The organism is Flavobacterium sp., assembly GCF_031363805.1.
In the GTDB taxonomy this organism is placed as follows: Bacteria; Bacteroidota; Bacteroidia; order Flavobacteriales; family Flavobacteriaceae; genus Flavobacterium.
In genome coordinates this window covers 1-16129 of record NZ_JANLVD010000034.1, presented here as the reverse complement: position 1 = coordinate 16129, position 16129 = coordinate 1, and the positions used below count along the sequence as shown (strand labels likewise).

Here is a 16129-nt window from a genome sequence, read left to right as displayed (position 1 = left end):
TTCAATTCTTCAATCTTTTAATCTTTTAATGATTATAACTAAATATTATTGTTTTTTAAACAATTATTGTTTTTTGCTATTAAAACTTGCTTTTTTAGCTTCGCTTTAAGCCAAAATCACTTTTTTGGGAAGTATTTGTATGTTTTGTTGTGTAACCTTTGTTTAAATCGCTTTAAAATGATTTTTAGTGGTTTTTTATCACGTAAATGTGGGAGGAATATTCAAATGTTCGCTTTCCAACCATATTTGACTTTAATCCGATGTAAAAAGCTTTGAAAAAATTCATTTTGCCATTTTTATATTTTTCGGATAAAAGTGAAACATAAAAACTATCAAAAATCATAGGAAGTGTTTTAATGAGTTTTAAATCTTGTTTGGCAAATAATTTTTCGATGGCAATTTTTGAGAAATGCCATAAATGTCGTGGAACATCATAGGCGGCCCAAAATTCTTTATAATATTTTGCATCGTAGGATTTGAAGTTTGGAACAGCAATTATAATAGTACCATTTGGTTTGAGTAATCGTTTTAATTCTGAAATTTGTTCTTTTAGATTAGGAACATGTTCCAAAACGTGCCACATGGTAATGACATCGAATGAGCTATTCTTAATTTTTTCTAAACTATCGGCAAAAGTTACACCTTTTGAAATAGCAATATTTTTTGCTTTTTCATTGGGTTCTATTCCAGTAATTTTCCAACCTGAATTTTTGGCTGTGGCTAAAAAATCTCCAGTTCCAGATCCAATATCTAGTAGACTTCCTTTTTGAGAATGATAAGAATTGATTAAACTTACTTTTTTATTTAAAGAATAGGATTTTATAATTTGGTATATTTTTTCAAACATTGATCGTTTACTATCAGTGTGAGAAATATAATCTTCGCTTTCATAATATTTTGGAAGAATATCCAATGAAGGTTGCGGATAGGTTTTTAATAATTGAAACTCATCATCCATCAACAATTCAAAATTTTCTTTTGATATTGAATAATCTTTTACTTTGATGTAAACTGGTTTAGTTGAAAAATCCATTTGATTTATGATTTTTGATTTTTGACTTAAGATTTATAAAATTTTACATTAAGTTTCACGTGGAACAATTTTAATTACGAATTACGAATTTCAAATTACGAGCATTTATCGTAATTTGAAATTCGTAATTCGTAATTAATTTACCTTCCCATAAAAACCAACAACACCGAAATGTCACTTGGTGAAACACCTGAAATTCTAGAAGCTTGAGAAATGGTAATTGGTCTAATTTTAGAAAGCTTTTGTTTGGCTTCTATAGACATAGATTTGATTTGATGGAAATCGAAATCAAGTGGAATTTTCACATCTTCCAATCTAGTTAGTTTTTCCGCATTGGCTCTTTCCTTATCTATATACCCAGAATACTTGACTTGTATTTCGGCTTGTTCTAAAATTTCTTGATCCAAATTGTTTTGTGAGACGTATGTTGATACATTTTCAAATTTTAAAACATCATTTAAATCTATTTGAGGACGAGATAATATTTTAAAAATCTTGTCTGTTTGATTGACTTCTGCTGTTTCTTTGGAAATTAAAACTGGATTGGCTTCGGCAGGAGTAATGCTAGTTTCTTTAAAAAACGCGACCATTTTTTCAGATTCATTTAGCTTGTGTTCCATTCGTTTCAAACGAGCTTCAGATGCCAAACCAATTTTATTCGACATTGGCGTCAATCTAAAATCTGCATTGTCTTGACGTAATAAAGTTCTAAATTCTGCACGAGAAGTAAACATTCTGTAAGGTTCTTCGGTTCCTTTGGTAATTAAATCATCTATCAAAACACCAATGTAAGCTTCATCGCGTTTTAGAATCATAGGTTCTTTTTCCTGAACTTTTAGTGCTGCATTGATTCCCGCCATCAATCCTTGAGAAGCTGCTTCTTCGTAACCCGTTGTCCCATTTATTTGTCCAGCGAAATACAATCCATCGACCAATTTTGTTTCCAAAGTATGTTTGAGTTGCGTAGGAGGGAAGTAATCATATTCTATAGCATAACCTGCACGAAAGAATTTTACTTTTTCAAAACCTACAACAGAACGTAATGCTTTGAATTGAATATCTTCAGGAAGCGAAGTAGAAAACCCATTTACATAAACCTCACAAGTTTTCCAACCTTCAGGCTCTATAAATAATTGATGTCGGTCTTTATCAGCAAAGCGATTAATTTTATCTTCAATAGACGGGCAATATCTTGGTCCAAGACTTTTTATTCTTCCATTGAACATGGGCGAACGGTCGAAACCTTCACGCAACAAATCGTGCACCAAAGGAGAAGTATAGGTCATATGACAATCTCTTTGATGAGATAGTGGTTTGGTAACATCAGAATATGAAAATTTATCAGGATGAGCATCACCAGATTCTATGTTCATTTTAGAATAATCCAAAGAACGACCATCTACTCGAGGTGGCGTTCCAGTTTTCATTCTTCCTGATTCAAAGCCCACTTTTATTAAATCTTCTGTAATTCCGTAGGCTGCACTTTCGCCAGCTCTGCCACCACCAAATTGTTTGTCGCCAATATGTATTAATCCGTTGAGGAAAGTTCCGTTTGTTAACACAACAGATTTGGCTCGAATAGTCAATCCCAAAGACGTTTTAATACCCAAAACCTTGTTGTTTTCGATAACCATTCCCGAGACCATTTCTTGATAAAAATCCAGATTTTTTGTTTCTTCCAACATCAAACGCCACTCTTCTGAAAAACGCATTCTATCGCTTTGAACCCTTGGTGACCACATAGCTGGCCCTTTCGACTTATTAAGCATCTTGAATTGAATAGCCGTTTTATCTGAAATAATTCCTGAATAACCTCCAAGCGCATCAATTTCACGAACTATTTGACCTTTAGCAATTCCGCCCATTGCCGGATTGCAAGACATTTGTGCAATGTTTTGCAAACTCATTGTAACCAATAGGGTAGAGCAACCCAAATTTGCAGATGCCGCAGCAGCCTCGCAACCTGCGTGACCTGCACCAACAACTATAACATCATATTCTTCTAAAAACATATTTTTTAATTATGAATTACAGATTACAAATTACGAATTTTGATCGCTATTGTAATTCAAATCATGCTTTGTTCCACGTGGAACTTTTAAATGAATTACGAATTAAAAATTATGAATTACGATTCAAAACTTTACAAAATATTGTTTTATATGAAAAAAATTAATTGCAAAATAATATTTGTTTCACGTGGAACATAATTCGTAATTAGTAATTAAATATGTTTCATGTGAAACATTTTCATTTTTTCCTCTTCTTTTGTTCTCATCAATTGTTCATCAGATTCTGTTTTATCTTTGAATCCGCAGTAGTGGAGAATGCCGTGAATCATAACCCGACTTAATTCTTCTTCGAAAGAAACTTTGAAATCCTCTGCGTTTTCACGAACTCTTTCTATAGAAATATAAATATCGCCGTGAATTTCATTACCGAGTGAATAATCGAAACTTATAATATCAGTTAAGGTATCGTGATTCAAGTGTTTTTGATTCAAATCCAAGAGATAATCATCTTTGCAAAAAATATAGTTTATCTCGCCTTCTAATTTATCTTCAGATATTATAACATTTGAAATCCAACTGGAATATTGTTCTTCATTTTGTATTTCAAAATCCAATTCGTAATTGAAACTAATCATTTTCTTTAAAATATTCTTGAACCTTACGGTTAAAATTCGAGCGCAAAGGTAGTGTTTGTCTGTTTAAAATTTCAATACTATTTAAATATTCTTGTAGCTTAAGCGGTAACGGATTGGCGGTGCTGTTAAAATCTTTTTTATTGGTATTGGATTGACGTTTAGTGTCTTGATTTTGCTCCTGAATTGCCTTTTCCAATTTGAGTAATTCATACTTCAAATTCAAAGCTTTCTGAATAGCATCGTTAGAAAAACCTTTGTTTATTAATTGCTTTTCTATTTGCTTCATTTGTTCCAAAGCATTTTGTCCAGCACCTCCTAATCCATTTTTTTCCAATTCCTTTTGTAACGCATCTCGAAGTTGGCGCTGTTCTTTCAAAATATCTAAAACTACTTTGGCATCTCCTTCACCATCCTGACCATTTTCGCCATTGCCATCGCCTTCATTTCCTTGTCCAGATTTTCCGTCTTTTCCAGTCTTGCCATCTTTCCCTGACTTGCCATCTTTACCTGTTTTACCATCTTTACCAGATTTTCCTTCTTTGCCTTCGCCTGGTTTTTCACACGGTTTATCGCCTGGCTTGTCGCCAGGTTTAGTGCCTTTCTTTTGGCCGTCTTTCATCTTGTCACCCAAACCTTGTTGTTTTTTAATAATGTCAGGAAGTTGCATTCCTTCACCTTGACCTTTGCCAGGTTTTGGTTTTCCAGAACCCATGCTAGACAATGACATTTGCATGCTATTTAAAATATCACTTAAAAAATTGGCTAAATTGTTGGCACTTGTTAGTGAAAATTGTTGAGAAGAAGCGCCGCGAGAAATGTTGTTTTCTGCAAACATGTCGATACTTTTATCAATATTATAATACACTTTGCCTATTTCTTCTGTTATTTTCTCGCTGATTTTTGGATTACGAAGAGACATGGAAAACAAACTATCGTCGACATGTTTGAATTGTTGTTTTAAATCTTGTTGTGTTTTTAAATACTTAGAGAATGATGGCGATGCATTGTTGTTTAACGATTTGAAATTCTTAATTAAATTTTCTTGAGAAAAAGAAAAAGCCAGTAAATTGTCTAATATTTGACGCATCATTTCAACATCTTCTTCAAGTTGTTCTTTTTCGCCACCATCCATTTCAGATTGCATGGATTCTGACATTTGTTTCATTTTCTTAGCAGCGCTTTTTTGCTTTGGTGATGCTTTTTCTTTTTGATTTTTTTGCAATTCATCAGAAGCCTTTTTCATGTCTTCCTTAATGCTTTTTTCTTTTTCTTTATCAGAAGGAATGTCTAATGGTTTTTTGAGCTCGTTGTTTTCTTTTTGTAATTCTTCAAGTTCTTTCTGAAGTTTGTCAAATTCTTTGTTTATATCGTTTTGTTTTTCTTCTGTATTTTTATCTTTTGAATCTGAAAGTTCTTCTTGCTTATCAGCTAACTTTTCAAGCTGTTCTGCCAATTCTTCGGCTTTCTTTTCAACATAATAACGCTTGGTTAATTCGACCAATTGTTCTAATGTCTTTTTTTGATTCTTGCTTTTTTGTTGAAATTTTTCAATCTTGTCGAACAGCTCTTCATTTTCCAATTTCTTATTGAGTTCGTTTAGTTCTTCCAAAAGTTTTTGGTTTTTTTCCAAATCTTTTTCAGATTTTTCCAAACGCTCTTTCAATAATTCCTTTTCTGGATCTTTTTGTTGTGATTTAAATTTTTCTAGATTTTCCTTTATCTTTTCAGAAAAATCTTTCATTAATTCATCTTGGTTTTTTTGACGTTTCAAGAAATCATTTATTTTTTGTTGATCTTTATAATCAAGATCTTTCTTTTCTTTGTTGTTTTTTTGCAACTTGTCCAATTCAGACATTTGCTTTTCTTGTGCATTCAATGATTTTTCAAGGCTGTTGATATTGTCATTTTGCTGTTTTAGATTTTCATTTTCTTTCTCCTCTAATGTAGATTCACGATAAGAAAATTCGGAAGATTTTGTACTTTTATAATGATGAATAGCATCGTTATCAAAAATTTCAAAGTAATATTCGTAAGCAACACCATCCACAATAGGTAAAGTGCTTGGAAAAGAAAATACAAACTGGTCATAAATGTCTTTTTTGACACCGATAATACCTTTTTTAATTGCTTGTGGATTGTCTTTTGGGAAATAAACAACATTCAGTTTTGACAAACCATAATCATCAGATATTTGTCCCAAAACATACTCTTTTGAACCTTTTAAACTATCCGCAGCCATACCAACTTTAATCGTTGGAAATTGGTCTTTAACCACATTAATCGCATAATTTAATTTTTCATAATTCTTAATTTCATTATTAGAAGTCAAAATTTCATAATTACTGTTTTGAAAAATGCTTTTTGATAAACTAAAAACGCCACCATATTTTGCAAAAGAAAACAATTTATTGTTTTCAATTAAATTAACATCTTGTGTGGCCAAAGTATTAATTTTCCAAGTAACTTGTGTTCCTTCGGGCACAATTGCATTTCCAGTACCTTTAATGGTTTCAGATTTCTTATTGAGATAATTTGGAAAACTCAATTGCATTTCAAAATTGGCAATCGCTGGAACGGTAATTACATTTAAAGTGTAATCTTTCGAGGAAACGTTGTTTGCTTGAATGTGAAAGTTTATATCTTGCACTGGTTTTGATAATACAAACTGAAATTCGCCCGCTTTGTTGCTTTCCATAAAATAACTTTCATCTTCTATAAAAATCATTGCCTTTTCTGGAAATACATTTCCAATAGTTTTTACTTTCAAAACAAAATCTTTGTTCTGTTCTGTTTGCAAAATTTTATTTGAAATTACAAAAGCAAAAGGAGCAGGAGGAAGGAATTGTTGTTTATAATTAACAACACGATTCATACTTTCGGTTAAATATTTTTGTTGACCAGAAAGCATAAGAAATAGGAAAAACAACATCGGAATTAATGCTATTGGCAAAAACTTTTTATTTTTACTAAAATCAATTGCATTGGTAAAAGGAATGGGTTGCAACGAATTCGCTTTTTGATTTATCGATGCCAATAACAATTCAGATTTGCTATTATCATTTGAAAGTTGCAGAAAATTAGTCAACTTATCACTCACTTCTGAAAAATGATTTCCTATAATTTTCGATGCTTCATTATAATCAATTCCTTTTTGAAGTTTAAAAAGTTTAATTGTAGGAAAAACTATAAATCTTGCCAATAGAAATAATTGAACCATAATGAATAACACAAAAAGAAACGTTCTTCCCATTGGTTTCAACCAAAGAAAATATTCTATAAAACTGGTTGCGAAAAGATATATCAATCCCAACCCTACAAAGAAAATAGTTCCACGAAGCAATTCGTTTGTGTAATATTTCTTGATAAACTGTTCTAATTTTGAAAAAATGACTGCTTTAGAATCCAAAATAAATCTATTTAATTTATAACCTATAAAGTTACAATTTTTGTTGAATATCAAAACATTAAAAAAAGTTTTGTAATTTTATGTAAAAATATAAAACTATGAAATATTTATGGGCATATTCGGTTCCGATAATTGGAATGTTAGGCATTCATTATCAGGGTTTTTGGGTTTGGTCAGCCATGATTTACGCTTTTGTAATGATTCCCATTGCAGAAACATTGATGCCAGTAAATACGAATAATTATTCTAAGGAAGAAATAGAAAACAGACTCAAAAATAAGTTTTTCGATTTTTTATTGTATTTAAATGTTCCTATTGTTTATGGATCTTTGCTTTATTCATTATACATAGTTACCAATAACAATTTGAGTTATACTGAAATAGCTGGAATTATATTTAGTTTAGGCGTTATTTTGGGTGCCAATGGAATTAATGTTGCACACGAATTGGGACACCGCAAAACAATGTTCGAAAAAATTCTTGGGAAGATACTATTGATTCCAAGTCATTATACTCATTTTTTTATAGAACACAATCATGGACATCATTTGCACGTTTCTACGCCAAACGATCCTTCAACTGCAAAATACAATCAAACATTATATGCTTTTTGGTGGCAAACGGTTTCGGGAACATACAAAGAAGCTTGGAAAATACAAAATAGATTGAATGAAATGGAAAAACGCCCGTTTTATGCTTTTAAAAGTGATATGTTTTGGTTCACCATCATTCAAATAACTTATATGATTTTAATTTATACTTTTTTTGCAATAAATGGAACTATTGTTGCTTTATTTGCAGGAATTATAGGGTTTTTAGTTCTTGAAACCGTCAATTATATTGAACATTATGGATTAAAAAGAAACATTCTGCCTTCTGGAAGATTCGAACGTGTTTCCGAAAAACATTCGTGGAATTCGAATCATGTATTGGGTCGGATTGTGTTATATGAATTAACTCGGCACAGCGATCATCATTACAAATCACAAAAAGAATATCAAATTTTGGAATATCATGATGTTTCGCCACAAATGCCTTTTGGATATCCAACGAGTATGGTCATGTCTTTTATTCCGCCACTTTGGTTTGCTGTAATGAATAAAAGAGTGCCGGTTGATATGAAGTCTTAAACACAAAGAGCGCAAAGTAATTCACGAAGTTCACTAAGAAAAATCAAAAATTATAAGGAACTTTATGCTTGTAAATTTTACTGTTAATCCAAGATTATCTAAACCTATATTACACAAAGTAATTCACAAAAAGACAATAAAAAAGTAAGGCACAAAGTTCAAAATTATAGAGAACTTTGTGCCTTCTTTGTGAACTTTGTGGTTAAAAATTTATCTTTGCAACAAAATTCAATAAAATGTCTAAACAAGTTCGTGTGCGTTTTGCACCAAGTCCAACTGGAGCTTTACATATAGGTGGTGTTCGTACTGCATTATTTAATTATTTATTTGCTAAGAAGCATAATGGGATTTTCTATTTGAGAGTAGAAGATACAGATCAAAACCGATTTGTTGCGGGAGCAGAAAAATATATTTTAGATTCGCTGGAATGGTTGGGCATTTCTCCAGATGAAACCGTCGGAAAAAATGAAAAATTTGGTCCTTACCGTCAAAGCGAAAGAAAGTATTTGTACAAGCAATATGCTGATAAATTAATTGCTTCGGGAAATGCCTATTATGCATTTGATACTGCAGAAAGTCTAGACAACTTAAGAAAAACAACCGAAGCAGCTGGAAATACATTTATTTACAATCATACTGTACGCGAAAGGTTAGACAATTCTATAACCATTTCTGCAGAAGAAACTCAAAAAAGAATAGCTTCTGGCGAAGATTTTGTTATTCGTTTTAAAACACCTGTTGGTGAAACTTTACACTTACAAGACATTATTCGTGGCGATATAAAATTTGAAACCAGTCTTCTAGACGATAAAGTTTTGTTTAAAAGTGATGGTATGCCAACCTATCATTTGGCGAATATTGTCGATGATCATTTAATGGAAACATCGCATGTGATTCGTGGTGAAGAATGGTTGCCATCGATGCCATTGCATGTTTTATTGTATCGATCTTTTGGTTGGGAAGCACCTGAGTTTGCACATTTGCCATTGATATTAAAACCCGTTGGAAATGGAAAATTATCCAAACGTGATGGCGAAAAATTAGGTTTTCCAGTATTTCCATTGGAATGGACTACAAACGAAGGAACACAATTGGGTTACAAAGAACTTGGATTTTTCCCAGAAGCTGTAATTAATTTCTTGGCTATGCTAGGTTGGAATGACGGAACGGAGCAAGAAATATTTTCATTAGAGGAATTGGTAGAAAAATTCGATTTAAAAAGAGTTAACAAAGCAGGAGCGAAGTTTGATCCTGAGAAAAACAAATGGTTTAATCATCAGTATTTGCAAAAGCAATCTAATGAAAGTTTGGCAAATAACTTCATTACAATTCTTTTAAAGAAGAATCTATCTGTAGAGAAGGATAAACTTGTGAAAATAGTTTCGCTTATAAAAGAACGAGCCAATTTTGTTTCAGAATTTTGGGATTTGTCTGATTATTTCTTTGAAACTCCAAAATCTTACGATGAAAAAGCAGTAAAAAATTGGAAAGAAGACACATTAGAATTAATGAAACAATTGATCGTCGTTTTAAATTTAATTGAAGATTTTACATCATTAAATATAGAAACTATCGTCAAAAACTGGATGACAGAAAATGAAATTGGAATGGGGAAAGTGATGCAGCCGTTTCGATTAAGTTTAGTTGGCGCGCTTAAAGGACCACATTTATTTGATATTGTGGAGATGATTGGAAAAGAAGAAAGTATTAAGCGAATTGAGAAAGCGATAGCAACACTATAAAAATAAAGCCTCCAAAATTTGGAGGCTTATTTATTAAAAATTCTATTTTAAACTATAAATAAAGAATCAAACTCACAGAGCTTATTCCAGCATTTCCTTTAAAATTTGGCTTATTGATAATATCTTGATCATTCAATTTGCTCAACATATTATTGATACCAAATTGATGCTCCAAATGCAATCGAAAATGTCTCACACCGGCTGTTAAACCTACTGCAAAGTTAAAATTGAATTTAGAAACTTCAACAATATCTTTGGCGGTCAATGATGGATTGCTCACAAGTCTATTGTCTTCATAATTGTTATTAAATTTAAATTTATCATTCAGTTGAAAAACTGGTCCCGCTTCAACACTCAAATGATTTTCTACAATTTTATAACTTGGCAATAGAACAATCTGAACACCTTGCAGTTTATATTCTACTGTTTGAACTTTTGAAGTAAGTAGCTCTTTAGTATCTGTAGAAAATTTAAATTCAGAAAATTGCATTCCAAATACCATATCAAAATCATTATAAAAATTTCCTCGAACAGATAGTCCGCCTTGAAAACCAATTTCAGATTTTGCATCAAAATTACTTGTATTCAAATTAAATTGATTCAATCCAAATGAAATTCCAATACGATTCGAATCTCTGTTTCGTTGGGCAGAAAGCGTTGCCGAAAATAAACCAATTATAATAAATAAATATGTTTTCATAATATCAATTTTTTATTGTAACAAACTTAATACTTTTACGTACAACTAGTATAAACAAAATTAAAAAAATATGGAAAACTTCTTTTTGTATGCCTTTATAGGTATAATCTTTTTTATTTTTATGTCTTCATTTTTTACTGTAAAACAACAAACCGCTGTGGTTATTGAACGTTTTGGAAAATTTAATGGCATAAGACAGTCGGGTTTGCAGTTCAAATTGCCTGTTATAGACAAAATTGCGGGTCGTGTGAATTTGAAAATTCAACAATTGGATGTCATTATCGAAACACAAACCAAAGACAATGTTTTTGTCAAAATGAAAGTTTCTGTTCAGTTTAAAGTGATTACAGAACATGTATACGAAGCATTTTATAAGTTAGAATATCCTCACGATCAAATTACCGCTTATGTATTTGATGTGGTTCGAGCCGAAGTACCAAAGTTGATTTTGGATGATGTTTTTCTTAGAAAAGATGATGTTGCTATTGCGGTAAAACGTGAGTTAAATGAAGCTATGACCACTTATGGTTATGATATCATAAATACTTTGGTAACAGATATTGATCCAGATATTCAGGTTAAAAACGCTATGAACCGTATCAATGCTGCAGAAAGAGAAAAAACTGCAGCCATGTTTGAATCTGAAGCACAACGTATTAGAATCGTTGCTAAGGCCAAAGCTGAAGCCGAAAGTAAAAAATTGCAAGGTCAAGGTATTGCAGATCAACGTCGTGAAATTGCTCGTGGATTGGTAGAAAGTGTAGCGGTTTTGAATGAAGTTGGAATTAATTCTCAAGAAGCATCTGCGCTTATTGTAATCACTCAACATTATGATACTTTACAAGCTATTGGAGCCGATACCAATTCAAACTTAATTTTATTACCCAATTCTCCACAAGCGGCAAGCGATATGCTAAACACAATGGTGACAAGTTTTGCAGCTACCAATATAATTGGAGAACAAATGAAAAAACAAACGCCGAGAGTAAAATCTAAAAATCATACTTCTACAGATTATAATCCGTCTGACACATCGGAAGCTAATGAAATAAAACAATAGTTTTTGTAAATTTTCCTAAAAAGAGTTCATTGAAAAATGAGCTCTTTTTTATACATCTGTAATTACATCAAATCCTTTATAACTTCCCACAATTGCAAGACCAATTACATTTTTAGCCAATTGTTTGTTTTTAATTTTTCCTGCTATTTGGTTTAAAGTCGATCCAGAACCAACTGCATCATCAATTAATAAAATAGTATTGTAAGAAACATTTCCTTTTACAACAAATGTGTTTTCGGCGTTGTTAATTCGTTCTTCTATTTTATTTAAAGATTTCTGTGGCACAGGAATAATTCCTCCAATTTTTTGAATTTCAATACTTGGCAAATTAATTTTTAATCCGTTTGCCAAAACTTTCATCAACTGTGTTTCACGTTTTATAGTTGGTGGAACATAAGCAATAGCATCAATTTTATAAACTGAAAGTATGATATTTATTTTCTCTTTGATTTCATTTATCAAAATGGTCATTAACATTTTATTCTGACCTTGTTTTGCATAATGAAGAATCGTTCCTAATCTTGTTTTTCCAAATCGTTCAATGGCGTAAAAATCTAGGTAAAGCAGTTCGTCCATAAAGATTTTATCATAACCTTTGGTGCTTTTTAGTTTATCTAAACCAGAAATTAATCCATTTTTATCAATGTATTGATTGTATTTATCTTTGGTTAAAATAAACTCGTCAATAGTTTTTTCTAACGGTAGTTTTCGTTTTTGACACCAATTATCGAAAGCTTTAATTCCTGTTAACATTTCTCCAAGTTCAGTAATTAAAAGAAAATTAGACTCTAAAAAAGTTAACTTATCAGATTTTATAATTGTTGCTGAAAAGGATATGTTTGCTTTAGTAGATAATTCTATAGATTCATTATGATTATTTCCTATTCGCGAAACTAGTTTATAAATCGTTTTTGGAGGAAGACCAATTCTTTCTATTTTGTTATTTTCTACTAATTGATTTAAAACTCTATGAACGTATTGTTTAGAGATATTGAATTCAGTTGTAATTTCATTTACACTCAATTCTTTTTTTTCTTCAAAAAAAGATTGTAATTTATTTTTAAAACTCATAATTTATTGTTTATAGTTTACTGTAAACTGTAAATAGTAAACAAATATAATACATTATAGTTTACTGTTTACTATAAACTGTAAACAGTAAACAAATTGTCTAAAACTTGAGTGATTTTTAATAAATACATCAAATAAAAAGCTTTACCAAACGTTTATTCTTTCAACGTAAAATGACAACAAAAGCAATTTAAAATCGCTTAAAAGCTGATTATAAAAGCCAATTATAATTAGAAATTTCTATAGAAAATAAATAACAATAGATTTTGATAATAATAAGAAAAACCCACTATTAATTGAGTTTTTCATTTGTAAATTCTATAGTTTAAAACTAAATCGTTTTCAATAATCCCAAAACCTTTTCATTTTTCTCTGAATTTTTCAATTCTGATAATTGTGTTTGAAAATTAGAAAAGTTCTCAGAATCATTTTTTAAGTTTTCAATTGATGCAATTCGAGCAGAAAACAATTGACTTTTTAATGACATTGAATATAACTTTGTTAATTGTTCAATTTCGATATCTTTTGCAGATACTTTATCTGAATATTTCAAAACTAAATTGGCAAACAATAATGCATTATTGTCGTTCTTGATATTTTTTAGAATTGTATTGATTATCAAACTATAATTATCAATACTTTTTATGTTTTCAATAATTGGATTTAAGATTATTTCGGCTGCATTTTCGTCTTTTTCTTTTACATATTTATTGATTTCCTTTAAGGTATTCATCAATAAATTTTCTTCTTTTTTACCTTTTTCTTCCCATGCATCTTTTAGTCCAACAGTTTTGTTAAAAACTAATTTTGTAGCCGTTGAATCTTTATCAACATTAAAATAACCCAATCGTTGAAACTGAAATTTATCATTCGGTTTTACATCGGCAAGACTTGGTTCTACAAATCCTTTTACAATTTCTAATGATGATTTATTCATAAAATCTAAGAAATTTTTCTCTTTGTGAGAATCTGGCGCTTCATCTATAAACAATCTATCATACAAACGAACTTCGGCTTCAATAGCATGCGAAATAGAAACCCAATGCAATGTTCCAGCAACTTTTCTTTGACTTGCTTCACTTCCACTTCCAGAACGTGAATCTTCATCATACGTTACTTGAATTTCGGTAATAGTTCCGTTTGAATCTTTAGTAACACTTTCACCTTTAATGATATATCCGTTTTTAAGACGTACTTCGTTTCCAATACTCAATCTAAAAAATTTAGCTGGTGCAACCTCAAGAAAGTCTTCTCTTTCAATATATAATTCTCTTGAAAAAGGAACTTTTCTAAATCCAGCGCTTTCATCTTCCTGATTATTTTCGGCATCCAACCATTCTTCTTTTCCTTCTGGATAATTGATAATTACCAACTTTACAGGATCTAAAACTGCCATAACTCTTGGTGCAGATTTGTTTAAATCTTCACGCAAACAAAACTCCAAAAGCGAGACATCAATTATATTTTCACGTTTCGCAACTCCAATAGTTTCACAAAAATTTCTAATAGATTTAGAGGTATAACCACGACGACGTAAACCGGAAATTGTAGGCATTCTTGGATCATCCCAACCATTAACTAGTTTTTCTTCAACCAATTGCAACAGTTTTCGTTTGCTCATTACGGTGTAATTCAAATTGAAACGTGCAAATTCGTATTGATTTGGACGCACTTTTTTATCATTAGAACCTGAAACAAGTTCATTAGATTCTGAAACAAGTTCAGAATAAATTTGATCTAAAAACCAATTGTACAATTCACGGTGCATTACAAATTCTAAAGTACAAATGGAATGTGAAATTTGTTCGATATAATCACTTTCACCGTGCGCATAATCATACATGGGATAAATTTTCCAATCGTTTCCAGTTCTGTGATGATGACGATGCAAAACCCTGTACATCAATGGATCACGCATCAACATATTGGTAGAAGTCATATCAATTTTAGCTCTTAAAACGTGACTTCCTTCAGGAAAATCTCCGTTTTTCATCGCTTCAAAAAGTTGTAAATTCTCTTCAACCGAACGGTTTCTAAATGGTCCATCAACTCCTGGTTGTGTTGGCGTTCCTTTTTGAATTGCCATATCTTCAGACGATTGACTGTCCACATAAGCTTTTCCGTTTTTAATCATCGCAACTGCCCAATCGTACAATTGTTGAAAATAGTCCGATGCATAACGTTCTTCTGCCCAATTGAACCCTAACCAAAGTAAATCTTCCTTAATTGCATCTACATATTCTTGCTCTTCTTTGGCAGGATTTGTATCGTCAAAACGCAAGTTTACTGGCGCATTGTACTTTAATCCCAATCCAAAATTTAGACAAATAGATTTGGCATGGCCAATATGCAAATATCCATTTGGTTCTGGCGGAAAACGAAAACGTAATTTATCTTGAGGAAAACCGCTTGCTAAACTGTCTTCTATAATTTGTTCTAGGAAATGAAGTGATTTCTCTTCGGTTGACATAATTTTGTTTAATTTTAGCAAAGATAAATAAATGTTGGCTATTTGGTTAATCGTTGATTTGGTTATTTTATAAATGATTGACTAAATTGAATACTAAAATGATATTGTCAAACAAACAAATCCACAAATAAACTCAAAATGGGAATTATAAAATTAAAAAACATACGTACTTTCTCTTATCACGGCTGTCTTGTTGAGGAATCTAAAATTGGATCTGATTATATTGTAAATCTTGAAATTAAAACTGACTTAAGAAAATCCTCTGAAACAGATGATCTAAAGGATACGGTAGATTATGTTCTTTTAAACAAAATTGTGGTGGAAGAAATGGCCATTAGATCTCAGTTATTAGAACACGTTGCCCATAGAATTATTACAAAAATTTTTAAGGAAATAGCTTCGGTTTCCAGAATTATTGTGGCGGTTTCTAAAGTAAATCCGCCTATTGGTGGTGATGTTGAAGCTGTTACTATTGAAATGGAAGAATATAGAAACTAGAGTTATCTACGAATTATTAATTACGAATTACGAAAAGTAAAACTTTTTGAGTTTTGTGTTTTGACTAATAACTTTTTTCTTATATTTGCAATCCGCTAAATAAATGGCGTCGTGGCCGAGCGGCTAGGCTGGGCTCTGCAAAAGCTCCTACTCCGGTTCGAATCCGGACGATGCCTCAAGAAGAGATACAGAAATGTGTCTCTTTTTTTGTTTTAAATTTTTAGAAAAAATTAATTAAAGATAATGTTCGAGTCCGGACGATGCCTCAAGAAGAGATACAGAAATGTGTCTCTTTTTTTGTTTTAAATTTTTAGAAATAATTAAATCAAGATAATGGTCAAGACGGTAAGAGGCAGAATAAATAGATACAGA

11 protein-coding genes and 1 tRNA gene are annotated in these 16129 nt (G+C 31.2%); 5 read left to right on the top strand and 7 right to left on the bottom strand.

Annotated features, from left to right (window positions below):
- Positions 1 to 184: 184 nt before the first annotated feature.
- The 4 genes from RMN92_RS02240 to RMN92_RS02225 all read right to left on the bottom strand — a co-directional run bounded on the left by RMN92_RS02240 (position 185) and on the right by RMN92_RS02225 (position 7086).
- Positions 185 to 1033: a class I SAM-dependent methyltransferase gene (locus RMN92_RS02240; protein WP_309607835.1), complete on the bottom strand. Its 849-nt coding sequence runs from the start codon at positions 1031 to 1033 to the stop codon at positions 185 to 187.
- Between the two features lie 140 nt (positions 1034 to 1173).
- Positions 1174 to 3045 carry a tRNA uridine-5-carboxymethylaminomethyl(34) synthesis enzyme MnmG gene (gene mnmG / locus RMN92_RS02235; protein ID WP_309607834.1) on the bottom strand — a complete coding sequence of 624 codons (1872 nt, stop codon included), beginning with the start codon at positions 3043 to 3045 and terminating at the stop codon, positions 1174 to 1176.
- 212 nt (positions 3046 to 3257) lie between these two features.
- Positions 3258 to 3680, bottom strand: a complete 423-nt coding sequence (gene ybeY, locus RMN92_RS02230; RefSeq protein WP_309607833.1) for an rRNA maturation RNase YbeY — start codon at positions 3678 to 3680, stop codon at positions 3258 to 3260.
- Positions 3673 to 7086, bottom strand: a complete 3414-nt coding sequence (locus RMN92_RS02225; protein ID WP_309607832.1) for a hypothetical protein — start codon at positions 7084 to 7086, stop codon at positions 3673 to 3675. The genes ybeY and RMN92_RS02225 overlap by 8 nt, the downstream gene beginning before the upstream one ends.
- A gap of 98 nt (positions 7087 to 7184) precedes the next feature.
- On the opposite strand from RMN92_RS02225, the gene RMN92_RS02220 reads away from it, so the two are divergent.
- On the top strand, positions 7185 to 8216 hold the full coding sequence (locus tag RMN92_RS02220; RefSeq protein ID WP_309607831.1) for an alkane 1-monooxygenase: 1032 nt from the start codon (positions 7185 to 7187) through the stop codon (positions 8214 to 8216).
- A 236-nt stretch (positions 8217 to 8452) separates the two neighbouring features.
- Positions 8453 to 9958 (top strand): glutamate--tRNA ligase, encoded by a 1506-nt coding sequence (gltX, locus tag RMN92_RS02215; RefSeq protein ID WP_309607830.1) that lies wholly within the window; start codon positions 8453 to 8455, stop codon positions 9956 to 9958.
- A 52-nt stretch (positions 9959 to 10010) separates the two neighbouring features.
- On the opposite strand, the gene RMN92_RS02210 is transcribed toward gltX, so the two are convergent.
- Positions 10011 to 10658 carry an outer membrane beta-barrel protein gene (locus RMN92_RS02210; RefSeq protein WP_309607829.1) on the bottom strand — a complete coding sequence of 216 codons (648 nt, stop codon included), beginning with the start codon at positions 10656 to 10658 and terminating at the stop codon, positions 10011 to 10013.
- Between the two features lie 70 nt (positions 10659 to 10728).
- Between RMN92_RS02210 and RMN92_RS02205 the strand changes: the two genes are divergently transcribed.
- Positions 10729 to 11718, top strand: coding sequence for an SPFH domain-containing protein (locus tag RMN92_RS02205; protein ID WP_309607828.1), 990 nt, complete (start codon positions 10729 to 10731; stop codon positions 11716 to 11718).
- Positions 11719 to 11766: 48 nt separating this feature from the next.
- Here RMN92_RS02205 and RMN92_RS02200 read toward each other — a convergent pair whose 3' ends face one another.
- Entirely contained in the window at positions 11767 to 12789 is a 1023-nt protein-coding gene (locus RMN92_RS02200) for a hypothetical protein (protein ID WP_309607827.1), read from the bottom strand.
- A 331-nt stretch (positions 12790 to 13120) separates the two neighbouring features.
- Positions 13121 to 15259 carry a glutamine--tRNA ligase/YqeY domain fusion protein gene (locus RMN92_RS02195; protein WP_309607826.1) on the bottom strand — a complete coding sequence of 713 codons (2139 nt, stop codon included), beginning with the start codon at positions 15257 to 15259 and terminating at the stop codon, positions 13121 to 13123.
- Positions 15260 to 15397: 138 nt separating this feature from the next.
- On the opposite strand from RMN92_RS02195, the gene folB reads away from it, so the two are divergent.
- Positions 15398 to 15757 carry a dihydroneopterin aldolase gene (gene folB, locus RMN92_RS02190; RefSeq protein ID WP_309607825.1) on the top strand — a complete coding sequence of 120 codons (360 nt, stop codon included), beginning with the start codon at positions 15398 to 15400 and terminating at the stop codon, positions 15755 to 15757.
- Between the two features lie 105 nt (positions 15758 to 15862).
- Positions 15863 to 15933, top strand: a tRNA-Cys gene (locus RMN92_RS02185).
- Positions 15934 to 16129: the final 196 nt, after the last annotated feature.